This window comes from Kribbella sp. VKM Ac-2566 (genome assembly GCF_004366005.1).
GTDB classification, from domain to species: Bacteria; Actinomycetota; Actinomycetes; order Propionibacteriales; family Kribbellaceae; genus Kribbella; species Kribbella pratensis.
In genome coordinates this window covers 21449-39902 of the sequence record NZ_SODT01000011.1, presented here as the reverse complement: position 1 = coordinate 39902, position 18454 = coordinate 21449, and the positions used below count along the sequence as shown (strand labels likewise).

Sequence of the window (18454 nt, the reverse complement as noted above, 5' to 3'; positions counted from 1 at the left end):
ACCCCTCCAGAAGAATTCTCCGGAGGCGCCCTTGCATCAGTGCTCCAGGTCGAGCGTGGCGGACCTGGGTCCGTTGCAGCGCCTCTCGGCCTGGATGCTCCATGTTAGTGGCGTCACACTCAGCGCCAAGCGCATTGTCCACATTCTAGGACGGGCGTTCAATCAGTGGATAAGTTGCTGGATCGCCGGGGCGTAGAGCTCCGCGACGGTGTCCACGTCCGCGGTGGCGATCGGGCCCGCCTTGTCGATCGCGATCGCGGCGCCGAGGCCGAGCAGGTGCGCGGTGATCAGGCCCGCCCGGAGCTCGGCGTCCGGTCCGGTCAGCCGGGCGGCGAAGGCGCGGGTGACCTGGTCGCGGAAGTGCTCGCGGATCTGCGCCCGCTCGTCGGCCTTGCCGGCCGCGAAGACGACCCGGACGAGCAGATCCTGATCGTTGTCCCGGCGGTACTCGACGAGCGTGCGGACGGCGTGTTCGCCGAGCCGCTCGTTCGGTGCGGCGAGCAGCAGCTGGGCCGCCTCGGTGAAGTCGGCGACCCGCTCGAACAGCGCTTCTTTGCCCCCGAAGTACTTGACGATCAGGGCGGCGCTGACACCGGCGTCCGCAGCGACCCCGCGCAACGTGACCGCGTCGTACGGCTCCCGTGCGAACGCCTTGCGCGCCGCGCGGAGGATCGTGGTCCGCCCCGGGTCCGTCACGTCCTCACCTGGACCGCCACCGGCTCGGGCCGCCGCGCCGGGATGAACATGACCAGACCCGCGGCAACCAGCGCCGAGATGCCGGCAATGACGAACACGATCAGGTACGCCGACAGCGCGGGCGCGACCCGGCCGCCCGAGGAGATCGTGACGCCGGCGAGCACGCTGGCCACGATCGTGCTGCAGATCGCCTGCCCGATCGTGCGCATCAGCGTGTTGAGTCCGTTCGCGGCTGCCGTTTCGGTCACCGGCACAGCATGCATGATCAAGGCCGGAAGCGCCGAGTACGCAACGGCGGTTCCGGCGCTCACGACCGTTGCACCGATCACGATCCCGGCGACATTGCTGCTGGTGAAGAGGCGGACGACGTACCCGGCGGCCATCAGCACCGACGCGATCGCGAGCGTGAACCGCGGGCCGCGCGCGCTCGAGATCCGGGCCGACACCGGTGAGAGGAGCACCATCGCGACCCCGCCGGGGAGCAGGCACAGGCCGCTGACCACGATGGATTCGCCGAGACCGTAGCCGGTCCAGGTCGGCTCCTGGACGAGTTGGGCGGTCGACAGCGAATTGGCGTAGAAGGCGAATCCGATCAGGAGGGCGCCGAGGTTCGTGAAGAGAACGGCCGGCCGCGCGGAAACGCGGAGGTCGACGAGCGGGCTCTTCGTGCGCAACTCGTACCAGCCCCAGAGCGGGACCATCAGGATCGCGGCGGCGGACAGGCCGACGATCGTCGTCGTACTCCAGGCACTGCTCTTGGAGACTGCGAGCAGCAGGCAGACCAGGAACGCACTCAGTCCGACGGCCCCGAGGATGTCGAACCGGCCGCGGGTGCGGATCGCGGACTCCGGCACGATCAGCAGCACCAGGACGATGTCGAGCACGCCGAGCCCGAGGTTGATCCAGAACATCGTGTGCCAGTTCGCGTACTCGACGACGAGCGTCGCGGCCGGGATGCCGAACGCGGCGCCGATGCCCAGGGTCGAGCTCATGATGGCGATCGACGGGATCACCCGGCGCGGCGGCAGTTCGTCGCGCAGGATGCTGATGCCGAGCGGGACGACCGCGACCGCGGCGCCCTGGAACGCACGGCCGACGATCAGCACGCTCAAGTTCGAGCTGCTCGCACAGAGCAGTGAGCCGATGACCATCGACGCCAGGGCGATCAGGAGGACGCGGCGCTTGCCGTACATGTCCCCGGCGCGGCCGAGCAGCGGCGTGAACACCGCGCCGGTGAGCAGCGTGACCGTGATCAGCCAACTGACGTCGGACGGCGGGCTGTGCGTGATCGCGGGGAGTTCTGGGAGCAGGGGTACCACGATGGTCTGGCTGATCGAGACCAGCACGCCGCAGAACGCTAGCGCTGCTAGGACCACACGTGGACGGGCAGCAGGACGGACGGTCAAGCGAAGTCCTCACAGAGGTGAACAGGTGTTTACCCAGCATCGTAAACGCTTGTTCACCCCCGTTGGAAGTGGACCGGGAAACCGCTCACCAATTGGCCCAGCGCGACCGGCACCCAGTTGCCTACGGTGGCTCGCATGAGGATCTTCATCGCCGGCGCCACCGGCGCAATCGGCCGCCGCCTCGTCCCCCTCCTAGTAGCCCAAGGCCACCACGTAACAGCCCTGACCCGCCGCCCCCACCCCGAACCAGATGGGTCCGGCGGCAGGTTGGTTGGTGGGACGACGGCCGCCGACGGGATCGGTGAGTCCAGCGAGAGGTCAGGTGGTGGGGGCTCGTCCGTCTGCGGGATCGGTGGGTCCAGCGAGAGGTTGGGCGGTGGGATGACGGCCGCCGGCGGGATCGGTGGGTCCAGCGGGAGGTTAGGTGGTGGGACGACGGCCGCCGGCGGGATCGGTGAGTCGAGCTGGAGGTTAGGCGGTGGGGGCTCGTCCGTCCGCGGGATCGGTGGGTCGAGCGGGAGGTCGGGTGGTGGGGGCTCGTCCGTCCGCGGATCGGGCGGGGCGACGGTTGGTGGCGTGACGACCGTTGTGGGGGATGTGTATGACGCTGAGAGGCTGCGAGAGGTGATTGCGGAGGCTCGGCCGGATGTGGTGATGCATCAACTGACCGATCTGGCGTCGCGGGACTTCGCCGCGAACAGCCGCATCCGCCGCGAGGGCACGCGCAACCTGGTGGACGCAGCCCTGGCCGCCGGCGTACGGCGGGTTGTGTCGCAGAGCATCGCGTGGGCGTACGAGCCCGGCTCGACGCCCGCAACCGAATCCACCCCGCTCGACCTGCACGCCCCGGACGCCACCCGACGCGCCACGGTCGAGGCGGTCGCCACACTCGAGGCGATCACCGCCGAAGCACCCGAGTGGGTCGTGCTCCGCTACGGCATGCTCTACGGTCCCGACACCTGGTACACCAAGGGCGCCCTGATGGCGGACCTCCTCACCACCGGCAACCTCCCCACCGGCCCCGACATCACCAGCTTCCTCCACGTCGACGACGCCGCCACAGCCGCAGCAGCCGCCCTCACCTGGCCCACCGGCCCCGTGAACATCGTCGACAACGACCCCGCCCCCGCCTCAACCTGGACCCCCGCCTTCGCCCAGTCCGTCGGCGCCCCTCCCCCAAAACCCACCACCTCATCCAACGCAACCGCCTCCCGCCCCACCACACCCGCCGCTCCCACGGACGGCGGAGCTACGAGCGGTCCAACCGCAAGCGACGCACCGGATGAAGCCGGCGCCGCGGCCGGTGGACCTACGAGCGACCCAACCGCAAGCGACGCACCGGGTGAAGCGGGCGCCGCGGCCGGTGGACCTACGAGCGACCCAACCGCGGGCGACGTACCAGGTGAGCCGGGTGTCGCGCGAACCCCGTGGGCTCGTGGGGCCTCCAACGCCTACGCACATTCGCTCGGCTGGTCCCCCGCCCACCCGACCTGGCGCACCGGCTTCACCTCCTGACTCGTCGAGTCGTGGCGATCGGCTGACGCCCCGGAGCGCGAGTCGTGGATTGTGGCTGGTTTCTGACTCATTTCGCTGCCGATTTCCACGACTCAGTGGGCAAAAGAGATCGGGTCCGGCGCTCCGAGGGGGAGGGGGAGCGTCGGGCCCGATCTGGGCGGTCCGCCGGCAGCGAGGGGTTGCTGGGGTCAGCGGACCGGGCCTGTGATGAGTTCGATGGTTGCCTTGTGGGTCTGACCGGACTGGTCGGTCCAGCCGACCTCGACCTTGTCGCCCGGGTGCTGCTTGTTGAGCAGTTCGGACAGGGTGTCGGGCGAGGTGACGGCGTGCCCGGCGAACGAGGTGATCACGTCACCGGCCTCGATGCCGGCCTCGTCCGCGTGACCGTCCGCGACCACGTCGCCGACGACCGCTCCACTGGTACCGGTGCTGGTCACGACCGAGACTCCGAGCATCGCCGAGTCGCCGATGTGTACGTCGGCCGACGCCTTCCCGTCCTCGATCTGCTCGGCGATGTCGAGCGCCTGGTTGATCGGGATCGCATACCCCTCGGTCGTCGTCCCCGACCCGTCACCAGAACCGTTCCCGGACCCACCACCCGAGCCGTCGCCGTACCCGTTGCCGGATCCGTCGCCCGACCCGTTCCCGAAGGGGAAGCCGCCGGTCCCGTCGCCGTTTCCGTTAGCGGATCCGTCGCCCGACCCGTCCCCGGAGCCGTTGCCGAACGGGAAGCCGCCGGTCCCGTTCGGGTCGCCGTAGCCGTTGCCGTTTTCCGTGCCGGTGTTGCCGTCGCCCCAGGCGGCGAGGGTCGCGGTGGCTGCCTGCGCGGTGGACGCCGAGGTCTGTCCAGGACGGCCCTGGCCGCCGTTGTTGCCGCCGTTGCCGGCCACGTCGACGCCGACCACCTCGCCGTTCGCGTTCACCAGCGGGCCGCCGGAGTCGCCGGCCTGGATGTTCGCGTCGGTCTGGATCAGGTCCTCGAGGTTCTCCGGGTCCTGCCCGTTCTCGTCGGTCGCGGTGATCGACTGGTTCAGCCCCGTCACCTTCCCGGCCGCGTAACTCGGCGTACCGCCGACGCCGCCCGCGTTCCCGATCCCGACCACCTGGTCGCCGAGCTTCACCTGGTCGGAGTTCCCGGTCTTCGCGGTCTCCAGCCCGGACGCGTCCTTCAGCTTCAGTACGGCGATGTCGTGCTCCTCGTCGTACCCGACGACACTCGCGCTGTACGTCTTCCCGTTCCCGATATCCGTCACGGTGATCGACGTCGCGCCCTCGATCACGTGGTGGTTGGTGAGGACCTCGCCGTCGGAGGTGAGCACAATCCCGGTGCCGGCCGCTCGCGCGTTCTCGTACCCGAGGACGGTGTTCACGTCGACCAGCCCCGGCGATACCTTCGCCGCCACGGCCGCCGGGTCGAACGCCTGCTGCGACAGCTGCGAGCTGTTCGCGCCGGCGCGCTGGTCGATGCCCCAGGCAACCGATCCGGCGACGAGTACGGCGGCCAGCCCGAGCGCACCGGCTCCCAGCAGTCGCCGCCCGCGCTTCTTGCGCGGCTGCGGCGGAGGACCGAACGGGTACGGCGAACCGAACTGCGCCCCGTACTGAGGCGCCCCGTACTGCGGCATCTGCTGGTACTGCGGATACGGCTGCTGCTGCTGCCCATACGGCCGACCGTGCTGCTGCCCGCCGTGCGGCGCTTGCCCACCGTACTGCTGTCCGCCGTACTGCTGTCCGCCGTACTGCTGTCCGCCGTACTGCTGTCCGCCGTACTGCTGTCCGCCGTACTGCTGTCCGCCGTACTGCTGCCCGCCGTTCGGCGCCTGCCCACCTTGCGGCTGGCCACCTTGCGGCGCCTGGCCGCCTTGCGCCTGCCCGCCGTGCGGCGGCTGCCCACCTTGCGCTTGCCCGCCTTGGGGCTGCTGTCCGCCGTTGTACGGTCCCGGTCCAGCGCTCTCGTTCATCTGGTGTCGCCCTCCTCGGCAAGTTCCCTCTGCCTTCGAGTAGAGCTCGCGAGACTGAGAACTCCATCGGGCCCGCCAATGAATCAGCTGAGAATCCGCTCCACCGCCATCACGACGGCCGTCCGCCGCTGCGACCGGTCCGGCAACTCCGCGCCGTACTCCGGATTCATCGACGACCAGCTCGTCGCGATCGCCTGGATCAGCGACAGCAGAGTGACCGGGGTGAACCGGCGCGACACCACCCGGCGCCGGATCCCCCGCTGAATCTCCTCCAGCCGGCGCTGATTGACCGCGACGATCGCCTCCAACGGCTGACCGTCCGGCCGCTCGAGCCGGTACCAGACCGACAGCCGGAGCCGGTCCGGATGCTCCTCGAAGTAGTCGAACACCCGGCCCGCGTACGACGGGAGGTCTTCGACGTCGAAGCCGACCTCGTCCAGGTACTTCTCCACCGACGCGCTGAACACCGCGTCGAACAGGGCGTCTTTGTTCCCGAAGTAGGCGTACAGCATCGCCTTGTTGCACTCGGCGACCTCGGCGATCCGGCTGACCCGCGCACCGCCGATCCCGCGCGCCGCGAACTCCTCGGTGGCGGCCTCCAGGATCCGGGCCCGGGTCCGGTCTGCGTTCCGTTGCTGCATACGGCGAGCTTACCAACCAACCGGTTGGTTGATTTCCAACCAACCAGTTGGTTAAATAGAGGCTGTATCCAACCAAACGGTTAGTTAGGAACGGCAATGAGCAAGATCTGGCTGGTCACCGGCAGCTCGCGCGGCCTGGGTCGCGCGCTGACCGAGGCGGTGCTGGCGGCCGGCGACCGCGTCGTCGGCACGGCCCGCAAACCCGAGCAGCTCGACGACCTGGTGACGAAGTACGGCGACCAACTGCGGGCGGTCGCCCTTGATGTCACGGACGCCGACGCCGCGCGTGCCGCCGTACGGACCGCGGTGGCGGAGTTCGGCGGGCTGGACGTGGTGGCGAACAACGCCGGTTACGCGAACAGCGCGTCGATCGAGGAGATGGCCGACGACGATTTCCGGGCGCAAGTCGAGACCAACCTGTTCGGTGTGGTCAACGTGACGAAGGCTGCGCTGCCGGTGTTCCGCGAGCAGCGCGGTGGGCACTTCCTGCAGTTCTCGTCGATCGGTGGACGGGCCGGCGGGACGCCCGGCATGGGTGCGTACCAGACCGCGAAGTTCGCCGTCGAAGGCTTCTCCGAGGTGCTGAACAACGAGGTGCACCCGTTCGGCGTGAAGGTGACGATCGTCGAGCCGGGCGGCTTCCGGACCGACTGGGGCGGCTCGTCGATGCAGCTCGCCGAGGTGCACCCGGACTACGAGTCCACCGTCGGCGAGATGCACCGGCGCCGCCTGGAGATGGACGGCAAGCAGCCGGGCGACCCGGCCAGGGCCGCGCAGGCGATCCTCGAGATCGTCGGCCTCGACAACCCGCCACTCAGGTTGCTGCTCGGCAGCGACGCCCTCAAGCTCGCCGAAAGCGCGTCGGCCTCCCGTGCCGCCGAAGCCACCGCCTGGGCCCACCTCACCACCTCAACCGACTTCGACTGACGCGATACCCGGCGATCACCACCCACAGCTGATGGGCCGGCGACCACCACCGCCCGCTGATGAGTAGGCGTCCGAGATGCCGGCACGAGGCCCGAGAAGCCGGGTTGACGTCCCAGAAGCCGGGTTGACGTCTGGGAAACCAGGTTGACGTCCGAGCAGCCGGGACAACATCCGGGAAGCCGGCGCGACGTCCGGGAAGCCGGCGCGACGTCCGAGAAGCCGGCACGACGTCCGAGCAGCCGGGTTGACGTCCCAGAAGCCGGCACGACGTCCCAGTAGCCGGCGCATCCCAGAAGCCGGGTTGCGTCCGACAAGCCGGCACGACGTCCGAGAAGCCAGGTTGACGTCCGAGCAGCCGGGACGACGTTCGGGAAGCCGGCACGAGGCCCGGGAAGCCGGGTTGACGTCCGAGAAGCCGGGTTGGCGTCCGAGAAGCCGGGTTGACGTCGGGGATCCGGGGTGTAAACCCTGTATCTCGGACGTCAACCCAGCAAATGCCAGAGCAGGCCAGGAGCGGCGCTATCCGCGTAGGTCGCGGAAGAACTCGCGGACGTCGCTCACCAGCAGCTCGGGCTCTTCCAGGGCTGCGAAGTGGCCGCCGTGGTCGACCTCGGTCCAGCGCGTGATCGTGTTCGAGGTCTCGCAGTACCGTCGGATCGCGACATCGTGCGCCAACGCGAGGACGGCCGTCGGGACGCCCGAGTTCGGCCGCGGCGTCCAGTCGCGCGGCTGCGCGTACCCGATGTAGGCCGCCGACCCGCCGGTCCCGGTCAGCCAGTACATCATCACGTTCGTCAGCAGCCGGTCCTTGCTGATGATTGCCTCCGGCAAGGTCTCGGCCGGGTACGTCCAGGCCTTGAACTTGTCCATGATCCAGGCCAGTTGCGCTACCGGCGAGTCGACCAGGCCGTAGCCCAGCGTCTGCGGCCGGGTCGACTGGATCGAGATGTAGCCGAACTCGTCCTTCATGAACTGACCGATCCGCCGCATCTTGTCCTGCTCCAGCGGCGTCAGCGTCTGCAGTTCCTCGTCGGACATCTGCAACGGCGGCAGGTTCGTCCCGCCGTTCGTGTGGACGCCGACCACGTGCTCCGGGGCGGCCCGTCCGACCTCGGGTGACACCGATCCACCCAGATCGCCGCCCTGTACGCCGTACCGCTCGTAACCGAGCTCGTTCATCAGTGCCGCCCACACCCGGCCGATCCGCGGGAAGGTCCAGTCGTCGTCCGCCGTCGGCCCGGAGAATCCGAACCCGGGCAGCGCCGGGATGACCACATGGAACGCGTCCGAAGCCTGCCCACCAAAAGCAACCGGATCGGTCAGCGGGCCGATCAAATCGAGGAACTCGACGATCGACCCCGGCCAGCCGTGTGTGAGCATCAGCGGCAGCGCATCCGGCTCCGCGGACCTGACATGGATGAAGTGGATCCGCTGCCCCTCGATCTCGGCCGTGAACTGCGGGTACGAGTTCAGCTCCTTCTCGGCGGCGCGCCAGTCGTACGACGTACGCCAGTAGTCGACCAGCGACGAAAGCCAGGAGACCGGTACGCCGGTGTTCCAGTCGTCGCCGGGAAGCGGTGCGGGGAGCCGGGTGCTCGCCAGCTTGGCGGCGAGTTCGTCGAGCGTGCTCTGCGGGATGTCGATGCTGAACGGCTTGATCATGTCCACAACTCTGTCACCCACCTAGGACACCTTCAGTCCTAAGAAGCTGCCAGAATTCAGAACATGATCGAGACCTCGGCACGACTGCTGAAGCTCCTCTCCCTGCTGCAGCAACCCAAGGAGTGGAGCGGCGCCGCCCTGGCCGGCGAGCTCGGCGTCGGGATCCGGACGGTACGGCGGGACGTCGACAAGCTCCGCAACCTCGGCTACCCCGTCGACGCGATCCCCGGTGTCGCCGGCTACCGCCTCGGCGCCGGCGCCGCACTCCCCCCGCTGCTGCTCGACGACGAGGAAGCGATCGCGGTCGCCATCGGACTCCGTGCCGCGGCGAACGGGACCGTAGCGGGCACCGAGGAGTCGTCGGTCCGCGCGCTGACGAAGCTCGAACAGGTCCTCCCGTCGCGATTGCGTCATCGGATCGAACTCCTCCAGCAGATCGCCGTCACGCCCTCGGGCGGTCCGTCCGTACAACCCGACGTACTGCTCGCGGTCGCCGCCGCATGCCGGGACCACCAGCGGCTGCGCTTCGACTACCGCAATCACGACGGTACGGCGGCCACGCGGACGACCGAGCCGCACCGGCTCGTGCACACCGGGCGGCGGTGGTACCTGGTCGCATGGGATCTCGACCGTGACGACTGGCGGACGTTCCGCGTCGACCGGGTGGAGCCGCGCATCCCGACCGGCCCGCGGTTCACCCCGCGCGAGGTGCCTGATCTCGCGACCACGAACCGCGGCGTCGCGTACGGCGGCTACCGCTACCAGGCCCGACTGCTCGTCCAGGCACCGGTCGAGCAGGTCGCGGACAAGTTCGGGCCGGCCGTCGCCACGGTGACGTCTGTCGACGCGACGACGACGCTGGTCGAGACCGGGGCCAACTCGCTCGACCAACTCGCGCTGCACCTCGGCCTGCTCGGCTACCCGCTCGAGATCCAGTCACCGCCGGAGCTCATCGACCACATCCGCGAACTCACGACGCGCCTGGCGGCGGCGATTCCGGCGTCCTGACAGCGGCGTGTCCCTGTACCGTTCAGGCATGCAGGATCGGTACGTCGGGACTGTGCTGGGCCGGATCCGCCTGCGCGTCGGCGGGTCGGGGCCTGCGATGCTGTTCTGGCCGAGCCTCTTGATGGACGGCACGCTGTGGTCCGCCCAGGCCGCGCATTTCGCGGATCGCTTCCAGGTGATCCTGGTCGATCCGCCCGGGCACGGCGGTAGCGATCCGCTGACCGGGCCCTTCACGTTCGAGCAGTGCGCCGAGGTGATCCTGGCGATCATCGACGACCTGGCGGTCGAGAAGGTGCACCTGGTCGGCAACAGCTGGGGCGGGATGATCGGCGGCACCTTCGCGGCACTGCATCCGGACCGGATCGGCATCGCCGTACTGATGAACGCCACCGCGTCACCGGCCGGACGACGCCAGAAGGTCGAGTACGGCGTCCTGATCCGCGCGGCGCAGCTCCTCGGCGGGATGCGCGGCCCGCTCACCGGGCCGGTCCGCGACGCCTTCCTCGGCCCGACCGCGAAACGCGAGAAGCCCGAGGTCGTTGCCACAGTCAACGAACTCGCCCGCAAGGTGGACATCACCTCGGGACGGCACGCCGTCACCAGTGTGGTCCCGCATCGTCCCGATCAGCGCGCCCTGCTCGGAAAGATCCGGACGCCGGTGCTGGTGGTGGCCGGCGCGGAGGACGCCACGTTCCCGGTCGCCGAGACCGAGGAGATGGCGGACTCCATCCCCGGCGCGAGGTTCGTCGTACTCGAGCAATCCGCACACCTGGCGGCACTCGAGTCCCCGAAAGAGGTCAACGCCCTGATCGATGACTTCCTCGCCGACAACGGCTGACGCCACCGGCGGACCTGTGCCACTCACCAACCCGCCCCGATGACCGCGCCGGGACGCTCCTGAGCGTGCACCAAGTCGCAAACGAGCGGTTGGTGAGTGGCTGAGATCCGCCTAGCGCCGCGACGGGACCGAAGTGCGGGTCAGGTCGGAGGCGACCACAATCTCGCCGGAGAACTCCGCCGCGGCCTCCTCGTGAAAGCGTTCCGGTTCCAGGTAGCGCTGGGAGAAGTGCGTGAGGACGAGCTTGCGGACGCCACACTCCTCCGCGACCCGGGCCGCCTGGCGTGCGGTCAGGTGACCGAACCGGCGCGCCAACTCCGTCTCCGACGACAGGTACGTCGACTCGATCACCAGCAGGTCGGCGCCGTCGGCCAAGCGCAGGACGTTCTCACACAGGCGGGTGTCCATGATGAACGCGAACCGCTGCCCCACCCGCAGCTCGCTGACGTCCTCCACACGCACAGTGCGATCGCCCAGGTCGAGCGATCCGGCTCGTTGCAGCCGGCCGACGTCCGGCCCGGTCACGCCGTACGCCGCGAGCTTGTCCGGGAGCATGCGGCGTCCGTCGGGCTCGATCAACTGGTACCCGAACGACTCGATCGGGTGCTCCAGGCGCCGCGCCCACAACTGCCCGAACGAGCCGACGGACAGCAGCCCGTCCTCCTCCACCGGCTCCTCGAGCAGTTCGGCCCGCTCGAAGAACGAGGCGGCGTACCGCAACCGTGTGAAGTACGTCTGCCCCGACGCCGGATAGTGCGCCCGCACCGGATGCGGTACGTCGTCCAGCGACAACCGCTGCACCACGCCCGGCACCCCGAGACAGTGATCGCCGTGGAAGTGCGTCACACACAACCGCGTGATCGTCCCGGCCGCGAGCCCGGCGTAGATCATCTGCCGCTGCGTGCCCTCGCCGGGATCGAACAGGAACCCCTCGTCGTCCCAGCGCAGGAAGTACCCGTTCTGCGTACGTTCCCGGGACGGCACCTGACTGCCGGTCCCGAGCACGACGAGCTCACGCAAGCGCGGCCACCAACGTGGAGGACGACATGTTGCCGCCGCAAGACACGACCGCGACGCGCTTCCCGGTCAATTCGGTACGTCGCTTGCTCGCAGCTGCGAACGCCAGCGCTGCCGAGCCCTCGATCAACTGGTGCTCGGTGTCGATAACCATCCGGAGCGCGTCCCGGATCGCATCCTCCTCTACCAGCACCCAGTCGTCGACCAGTTCACGGCACAGATCGAAGGTGATGCTCCCAGGCTCGACGCTGCCCGCCGTACCGTCCGACAACGTGTGCCCGGCGTCGATCTGCACGATCTCGCCGGCCCGTACCGAGGCCGCCATCGCGTCGTCGACAGCCGGTTGCGCGCCGTACACGCGGATCCCGGGCAAGTGCTTCTTGAGCACCGCGGCGACTCCGCTGATCAGCCCGCCACCACCGACCGCGACCACGACCGCATCGAGCGACGCGCCAGCCAGCTGCTCGACGATCTCGACGCCGACCGTCCCCTGCCCGGCAATGATGTCCGGGTCGTTGTACGGCGGAACGTACGCCAACCCGTGCTCCGCGGCGTACGCCCGCGCCTTGATCTCGAGGACGCCGGTGTCGTTGCCCTCGGCCCGTAGTTCCAGACCGAGCCGGCGCAGTGCCGCGACCTTGCCAGGCGCGGCGTTTTCGGGCAGGTAGACGATGCCATGACCGCCGAGCGTCGCGAGTGCGTTACCGACCCCGAGTCCGTGATTCCCGGTGGACGCCGTGATCACGCCTGCCGCCCGCTCCGCGTCGGTCAGCGTCAGGATCTTCGCCAGCGCACCGCGAGCCTTGAACGATCCCGTCCGCTGCTGATGCTCGCACTTCACGAGCACCTCGGCGCCGAGTTCCTCGCTGAACGCGTCGTACCGGACGAACGGTGTCGGCGGCAGGTGCTCCCGCAGGGCCGGCGCGACGCGCTCGGACCGTGCGGCAGCTTCCGCGGGGGTCATCACTCTGCAGCGTTGAGGCTCGTGCCGAGGGCCTGCCAGTCGAGGACCGGTGCGGCGAGCCGGCTGATCGTTGCCAGCAGCCCCAACCGTGCGGCGCGGATGTCCGGCTCCTTCGCCATCACGAGGATCTCGTCGAAGAACGCGTTCACCGGATCGACCAGGACCGAGGCGGTCGAGACGAAGTCGCCGAGCCCGGTCGGTGCCTGCCCGATCTTCTGGACCGCCTCGTGCAGCACGACCTCCGCGGGCTCCGTGAGCTTGCCGGCGTCGTACTCCGCCTCGGTGCCTTCCGGAACGATCCGGCGGACGCGCTGCAGTACCGCGACCAGGTCGGCGAAGTCGCTGTTGCCGACGAGGCCCTGCAGAGTCTTCAGCGTCTCGTCCGCGACCACCGGAGCAGTTGCCAACGGCAACACGGCGGCAACCTGGAGGTGATCGTCGCCGCGGTCGAGCAGCTGCTGCTCGTACCGCCGTACAGTGAAGTCGGCGACCTCGTCGAGCGAGTCGGCCGGTACGTCGATGCCTTGCGCACCGATCTCGTCCGCGGCCGCCTTCAAGCCGACCGGCAACGTGATCGCCCGCAGTGCCGGGTGCTCGCGGAGGATCGCAACGACTCCGGCCGCGGCACGGCGGAGCGCGAACGGGTCGGAGCTCCCGGTCGGCTTCGCGCCGATCGCGAACAGCCCGGCCAGCAGGTCGAACCGATCGGCCAGCGCGAGCAGCGCACCCGGGGTCGTGGACGGGACCGGGTCACCGGCCGACCGCGGCAGCTCCATGTCGTACAGGGCCTGCGCGACGGCCTCGGTCTCACCGGCGCGCTTGGCGTACTCGCGCGCCATCGTGCCGGCCAGGCTGGTCAGCTCGACCACCATCTGCGAACCCAGGTCGAACTTGGCCAGCTCGGCGGCGCGCTTCAGCGTGGCCAGGTCGTCGCCGTCGAGGTCGATCTTCGACGCCAGCGTGAGCGCGATCCGCCCGATCCGGCCGGCCCGATCGGCCATCGAGCCGAGCCGCTCCTCGAAGGCCAGCTTGTCCAGCTCGCTCTTCATCGACTCCAGCGGCGTCTCCAGGTCGGCCCGCCAGAAGAACGCGGCGTCCTCGTAGCGTGCCCGCAGTACGCCCTCGTTGCCGGCCCGGACCAGGTCCTCGTCGACCGAACCGTTGGCCACGGCAACGAAGTGCGGCAGCAGCTTGCCGTCGGCGTCGCGGACCGGCAGGTAGCGCTGATGCTTGCGCATCACGGTCGTGAGGATCTCGCTCGGCAGGTCCAGGTAGTCGGCCGCGAACCCGCCCAGGATCGGCGTCGGCTCCTCGACCAGGTTGACGATCTGGTCGAGCAGCGCGGACTCGCCCTCGGCGTCGACCGTGCCACCGACACCCTTCGACAGCTCCGCCGCGGCCTCGACGATCTGCGCCCGCCGCCGGGCCGGGTCGGCCTCGATGCCGTGGATCCGGAGCAGGTCCAGGTAGCCCTCGGCCGATGCGATCTCGACCTTCGGCTGGGCGGCGGTCCGGTGCACCCGCGTCGTCCGTCCGGCCGCGAGGCTCGACACCGAGACCGGGACGATCTCGTCGCCGAGCAACGCGACCAGCCAGCGGATGGGGCGGGTGAACGACAGCTTGGCGTCGTTCCACCGCATGTTCTTGTCCGAGCGCAGGCCCGCGACGATCTCACTCAGTACGCCGCTCAGCACCTCGGCCGCCCCGCGACCAGGGTCCGGCTTGGTCACCGCGACGTACTCGACGCCGTCGACATCGAGGTCGTGCAGCTCGGACGGCTCCACCTTCTGACCGCGGGCGAACCCGGCAGCGGCCTTGGTCAGGTTGCCGTCGGCGTCGTACGCGGCCGCCTTCTTCGGGCCCCGGACCACCCGCTCGGCATCCGGCTCACCGGCCTGGACGGACGCGACGAAGGCGACTACCCGGCGCGGGGTCGCGTACGTCGTGATTGCGCCGTGCTCGAGCCGCGTCGCCGCCAGCTTCTCCTCCAGCGCAGCCTGCACCGCCGCAGCGGTCTTGGTGACCTCGGACGGCGGCATCTCCTCGGTGCCGATCTCGAAGGTCAACTGCCGGGTCCCGGTGATCTTGGGGAACTCGGTCGGCTGCTCCGCGGCCGGCGGCAGTTCGGCGAGACCCAACGGGTGCTTCAGCTCCTCGCGGCGCTCGGCCCACAGCCGCGAGACCTCGCGAGCCAGGGTCCGCATCCGGCCGAACGCCTTGGCGCGTTCCGTCGTACTGACGGCGCCGCGGGCGTCGAGGACGTTGAACGTGTGCGAGCACCGCAGCACCTGGATGTGCGCCGGCACCGGGAGGCGGTCGTCGATCATCCGGCGGGCCTCGTTCGCGTACTCCTCGAACAAGCGCTTCTGCGACTCCACGTCCGCGTCGTCCAGGTAGTACCGGCTCATCTCGTACTCCGCCTGGCCGAACGCCTCGCCGTACGAGATGCCCGGCGCGTAGGCGATGTCCTTGAAGTGCGAGACACCCTGCAGCGCCATCATGATCCGCTCGATGCCGTAGGTGATCTCCACCGACACCGGGTCCAGCGTCATCCCGCCGGCCTGCTGGAAGTACGTGAACTGAGTGATCTCCAGACCGTCCAGCCAGACCTCCCAGCCCAGGCCCCAGGACCCGGTCGCCGGGTTCGCCCAGTTGTCCTCGACGAACCGCACGTCGTGCGCGTCGATGTCGATCCCGAGCGCGGACAGGCTGTCCAGGAACAACTCCTGCGGGTTACCCGGGTCCGGCTTGAGCACCACCTGGAACTGGGTGTGCGTCTGCAGCCGGTTCGGGTTCTCGCCGTAGCGGCTGTCGTCCGGCCGCACACTCGGCTCGACGTACGCCACCCGCCACGGCTCCGGACCGAGCACCCGCAGGATGGTCGCGGGGTTCAGCGTTCCGGCCCCGACCTCGGTGTTGAACGGCTGCACGACCATGCAGCCCCGGTCGGTCCAGTACTTCGTGAGCGCGAGCAGCGCGTCCTGCATGGTGAGCACAGCAAACCTCAAGCCATCTTTCGGGGGGTTTCCGCTGCGAAGTCTATTAGTAGGAGGCGGGCGCTATCCCCCGGATTGCCAGCGTGAGCAACCGGTCGGCCTGAGCGGTGTCCTCGGCACTGGCCAGCGAGATGCCGTTGACCAGCTTCAGCAGGTCCTCGATCCGGACTTCCGCGGGTACGGCGCCGGCGTCCTGAGCGCGCTCCAGCAGCTTCCGGCCGGCCGAGATCACCCGGGCGTGCGTGTCCGAACCACAGTCCCCGCTCATCACCAGAGCCGTCGCGAGACCGCGACTACTGGTCGCGTGCCGGACCATCGCGCGCAACCAGTTTGTCAACGCCTGCAGGGAATCCGGCTCGTCGAGCAGCTCGGTCGCCTGTGCACAGACCTCGTCGACGCTGCTCCGGAACACCTCCTCCAGCAACCTGATCCGGCCGCCGAAATGCCGGTGCAGGGTCGCCGACCCGACACCCGCCCGGCGGGCGATCTCCTCCAGCGACGCGTCCGCGCCCTGCTCGGAGACCACCTCGGCCGCGACCGCGACCAGGCGGTCCCGGTTCCGCTGAGCGTCCGCACGCATCCGCATGTCCCTTGACGTAAGTGGGGTGGCCCCCCATATCGTAGCCGACGATAAGCGGGGGCCCACCCCGCTTCAGCTCGAGGAGACTTGTGATGCGCATTGGCATGGCGTTCGGCGACGTCCGTGGTCGGGCCCCGCTGCCCGAGATCACCCGGCAGATCCAGGAGGCGGCCGCGGCCGGGGCCGCCTCGGCCTGGGTGACGCACGGCGTCGGCTGGGACGCCCTCACCACGCTGGCGGTCGCCGCACCCGCGGCGCCCGGTATCGAGCTCGGCACGGCGGTCGTACCGTTCCCCCAGCGGCATCCGCTCGTGCTCGCGACGCAGGCACTGACCGTACAGGCGGCGATCGGCAACCGGCTCACGCTCGGCATCGGCGCCGGCATCGCCCGCATGGTCAGCACGATGTACGGGCTACCCACCGATCGACCGGCTCGACGGATGCGTGAGTACCTCGAAGTGCTGCGGCCGCTGCTCCAGGGCGAGACGGTCGACCATCACGGCGAGACGTACACGGCCATCGGTGCGATCGACCTCCCCGGGGCCCAGGCTCCGTCCGTGCTGATCGCCGCGCTCGGGCCCGCGATGCTGAAGGTCGCGGGCGAGCTCGCCGACGGCACGATCACCTGGATGACCGGACCCCGGACACTCACCAACCACGTCGTACCGACCATCACCCGAGCGTCCGGGAGCCGCACTCCGCGGATCATGGCGGGGCTTGCTGTGTGTCTGACGTCCGCCGAGGACACCGTACGGGCGCGGTTCGCCGAGCAGTTCGCGTTGGCCGGGCAGGTCCCGGAATACCGCGCGATGCTCGACCGGGAAGGTGCCGACGTGGCCGACGTACTGATCGTCGGTGACGAGGACTCGATCGCGAAGCAGCTCGCCCGGATCGGCGACACCGGCGTGACCGACCTGATGCTGGCGCCGATCGGCACCGCGGAGGAGCAGGCCCGGACGACCGCATTCGTGTCTACTATCGGCGGGTGACGGTTACGGATGCGCACGGGGCGGTCGACGCGGTCTGGAGGATCGAGTCGGCGCGGATCATCGCGGGGGTCGCGCGGATCGTGCGGGACGTCGGGCTCGCGGAGGAGCTGGCGCAGGACGCGCTGGTGGCCGCGTTGGAGCAGTGGCCCGAGTCCGGCGTACCGAACAATCCCGGCGCCTGGCTGATGGCGATCGCCAAACGGCGGGCGATCGACCTGATCCGGCGCAAGGACACGTACCAGCGCAAGCTCGCCGAGCTGGGCCACGAGCTGGAGATCGACGGCGACAGCGTCGAGGACGATGTGGAGGCGATCCTCGAGGACCACATCGAGGACGACCTGCTCCGGTTGGTGTTCACCGCGTGTCACCCGGTGCTCACCATGGACGCGCGGGTGACGCTGACGCTCAAGCTGCTCGGCGGCCTGAAGACCGACGAGATCGCCCGCGCGTTCCTCGCCCCGGAGGCGACGATCGCGCAGCGCATCGTCCGCGCCAAGCGCAACCTGGCCAAGGCCGGCGTCGAGTTCGAGGTGCCGTCCGGGCCGGAGCTCCTGGAACGGACGTCGTCAGTCCTCGAGGTCGTCTACCTGATCTACAACGAGGGGTACTCCGCGACCGCTGGCGACGACTGGATGCGGCCGGCCCTGTGCAACGAGGCGATGCGCCTGGGCCGGCTGCTCGTCGAGCTGATGCCGACGGAGCCCGAAGTCCTCGGCCTGCTGGCGTTGATGGAGCTGCAGTCGTCCCGCGCGAACGCCCGCGTCGGGAGCGACGGCGAGCCGGTACTGCTCCTTGACCAGGACCGCCGCCGCTGGGACCGCCTCCTGATCCGCCGCGGTCTCGAAGGCATCGAACGCGCCTGGGCATTGGAGAAACCACCCGGCCCGTACCTCCTGCAGGCCGCGATCGCTGCCTGCCACGCACGCGCAACCGACCCCGAGGAAACCGACTGGGCCCGGATCGCCGGCCTGTACGCCGTACTCGCGCAAGTGACCCCGTCGCCGGTCGTCGAGCTGAACCAGGCCGTCGCGATCTCGATGGCCTTCGGCCCGGAACGGGGACTGGCAGCGGTCGACCTGCTGGCGGACGACCCGTCGCTGAAGGACTACCACCTGCTGCCGAGCGTGCGCGGTGACCTGCTGTTCAAGCTCGGCCGCCTGGACGAGGCCCGCGCCGAGTTCGAGAAGGCCGCCGCCCTGACCCGCAACGAACGCGAACGCAAACTCCTCCTGGAACGCGCCGCCGCCTGCTGAC

General features: G+C 69.5%; 15 protein-coding genes and 1 riboswitch. Of the genes, 6 read left to right on the top strand and 9 right to left on the bottom strand.

Features of this window, described 5'->3' with window-relative positions; all coding sequences use genetic code 11:
* Positions 1 to 16: 16 nt before the first annotated feature.
* Positions 17 to 93, bottom strand: a riboswitch (S-adenosyl-L-homocysteine riboswitch).
* A gap of 69 nt (positions 94 to 162) precedes the next feature.
* Positions 163 to 696, bottom strand: coding sequence for a TetR family transcriptional regulator (locus EV647_RS22825; RefSeq protein ID WP_134006139.1), 534 nt, complete (start codon positions 694 to 696; stop codon positions 163 to 165).
* Entirely contained in the window at positions 693 to 2072 is a 1380-nt protein-coding gene (locus EV647_RS22820) for an MFS transporter (protein ID WP_255517911.1), read from the bottom strand. The genes EV647_RS22825 and EV647_RS22820 overlap by 4 nt, the downstream gene beginning before the upstream one ends.
* Before the next feature lie 165 nt (positions 2073 to 2237).
* On the opposite strand from EV647_RS22820, the gene EV647_RS43105 reads away from it, so the two are divergent.
* Positions 2238 to 3617, top strand: coding sequence for an NAD(P)-dependent oxidoreductase (locus EV647_RS43105; protein WP_202876284.1), 1380 nt, complete (start codon positions 2238 to 2240; stop codon positions 3615 to 3617).
* 188 nt (positions 3618 to 3805) lie between these two features.
* Here EV647_RS43105 and EV647_RS22805 read toward each other — a convergent pair whose 3' ends face one another.
* Positions 3806 to 5578 (bottom strand): S1C family serine protease, encoded by a 1773-nt coding sequence (locus EV647_RS22805; protein ID WP_134006135.1) that lies wholly within the window; start codon positions 5576 to 5578, stop codon positions 3806 to 3808.
* A gap of 83 nt (positions 5579 to 5661) precedes the next feature.
* Entirely contained in the window at positions 5662 to 6219 is a 558-nt protein-coding gene (locus EV647_RS22800; RefSeq protein WP_134006133.1) for a TetR family transcriptional regulator, read from the bottom strand.
* 96 nt (positions 6220 to 6315) lie between these two features.
* Between EV647_RS22800 and EV647_RS22795 the strand changes: the two genes are divergently transcribed.
* A complete protein-coding gene (locus EV647_RS22795) occupies positions 6316 to 7146 on the top strand; it encodes an oxidoreductase (RefSeq protein WP_134006131.1) in 831 nt (276 codons plus the stop codon).
* 519 nt (positions 7147 to 7665) lie between these two features.
* On the opposite strand, the gene EV647_RS22790 is transcribed toward EV647_RS22795, so the two are convergent.
* A complete protein-coding gene (locus EV647_RS22790) occupies positions 7666 to 8829 on the bottom strand; it encodes an epoxide hydrolase (RefSeq protein WP_311136385.1) in 1164 nt (387 codons plus the stop codon).
* A 42-nt stretch (positions 8830 to 8871) separates the two neighbouring features.
* Between EV647_RS22790 and EV647_RS22785 the strand changes: the two genes are divergently transcribed.
* Both EV647_RS22785 and EV647_RS22780 read left to right on the top strand, forming a co-directional pair.
* Positions 8872 to 9816, top strand: a complete 945-nt coding sequence (locus EV647_RS22785) for a YafY family protein (protein WP_134006129.1) — start codon at positions 8872 to 8874, stop codon at positions 9814 to 9816.
* 28 nt (positions 9817 to 9844) lie between these two features.
* Positions 9845 to 10654, top strand: coding sequence for an alpha/beta fold hydrolase (locus tag EV647_RS22780; RefSeq protein ID WP_134006127.1), 810 nt, complete (start codon positions 9845 to 9847; stop codon positions 10652 to 10654).
* A gap of 111 nt (positions 10655 to 10765) precedes the next feature.
* Here EV647_RS22780 and EV647_RS22775 read toward each other — a convergent pair whose 3' ends face one another.
* From EV647_RS22775 to EV647_RS22760, 4 genes are read right to left on the bottom strand one after another with little or no spacing between them, the layout of a single operon-like run.
* A complete protein-coding gene (locus EV647_RS22775) occupies positions 10766 to 11674 on the bottom strand; it encodes a ribonuclease Z (RefSeq protein WP_134006125.1) in 909 nt (302 codons plus the stop codon).
* Positions 11667 to 12635 (bottom strand): pyridoxal-phosphate dependent enzyme, encoded by a 969-nt coding sequence (locus EV647_RS22770; RefSeq protein ID WP_134006123.1) that lies wholly within the window; start codon positions 12633 to 12635, stop codon positions 11667 to 11669. The genes EV647_RS22775 and EV647_RS22770 overlap by 8 nt, the downstream gene beginning before the upstream one ends.
* Positions 12635 to 15622 (bottom strand): glycine--tRNA ligase, encoded by a 2988-nt coding sequence (locus tag EV647_RS22765; RefSeq protein WP_166680439.1) that lies wholly within the window; start codon positions 15620 to 15622, stop codon positions 12635 to 12637. Before EV647_RS22765 ends, EV647_RS22770 begins: the two co-directional genes overlap by 1 nt.
* 55 nt (positions 15623 to 15677) lie before the next feature.
* Positions 15678 to 16211: a TetR/AcrR family transcriptional regulator gene (locus EV647_RS22760; protein ID WP_134006120.1), complete on the bottom strand. Its 534-nt coding sequence runs from the start codon at positions 16209 to 16211 to the stop codon at positions 15678 to 15680.
* Between the two features lie 92 nt (positions 16212 to 16303).
* Between EV647_RS22760 and EV647_RS22755 the strand changes: the two genes are divergently transcribed.
* Complete coding sequence (locus tag EV647_RS22755) at positions 16304 to 17200, top strand: TIGR03564 family F420-dependent LLM class oxidoreductase (protein ID WP_134006118.1); 897 nt, start codon at positions 16304 to 16306, stop codon at positions 17198 to 17200.
* Positions 17197 to 18453: an RNA polymerase sigma factor gene (locus tag EV647_RS22750; RefSeq protein WP_134006116.1), complete on the top strand. Its 1257-nt coding sequence runs from the start codon at positions 17197 to 17199 to the stop codon at positions 18451 to 18453. The genes EV647_RS22755 and EV647_RS22750 overlap by 4 nt, the downstream gene beginning before the upstream one ends.
* The last annotated feature ends 1 nt before the right edge of the window (position 18454 follow it).

Coding starts and splice junctions, on each gene's coding strand:
- EV647_RS22765 (WP_166680439.1), bottom strand. CDS start 15,622: ATGCAGGACGCGCTGCTCGCGCTCACGAAGTACTGGACCGACCGGGGC.
- EV647_RS22800 (WP_134006133.1), bottom strand. CDS start 6,219: ATGCAGCAACGGAACGCAGACCGGACCCGGGCCCGGATCCTGGAGGCC.
- EV647_RS22805 (WP_134006135.1), bottom strand. CDS start 5,578: ATGAACGAGAGCGCTGGACCGGGACCGTACAACGGCGGACAGCAGCCC.
- EV647_RS22785 (WP_134006129.1), top strand. CDS start 8,872: ATGATCGAGACCTCGGCACGACTGCTGAAGCTCCTCTCCCTGCTGCAG.
- EV647_RS22795 (WP_134006131.1), top strand. CDS start 6,316: ATGAGCAAGATCTGGCTGGTCACCGGCAGCTCGCGCGGCCTGGGTCGC.
- EV647_RS22760 (WP_134006120.1), bottom strand. CDS start 16,211: ATGCGTGCGGACGCTCAGCGGAACCGGGACCGCCTGGTCGCGGTCGCG.
- EV647_RS22770 (WP_134006123.1), bottom strand. CDS start 12,635: ATGACCCCCGCGGAAGCTGCCGCACGGTCCGAGCGCGTCGCGCCGGCC.
- EV647_RS22780 (WP_134006127.1), top strand. CDS start 9,845: ATGCAGGATCGGTACGTCGGGACTGTGCTGGGCCGGATCCGCCTGCGC.
- EV647_RS22755 (WP_134006118.1), top strand. CDS start 16,304: ATGCGCATTGGCATGGCGTTCGGCGACGTCCGTGGTCGGGCCCCGCTG.
- EV647_RS43105 (WP_202876284.1), top strand. CDS start 2,238: ATGAGGATCTTCATCGCCGGCGCCACCGGCGCAATCGGCCGCCGCCTC.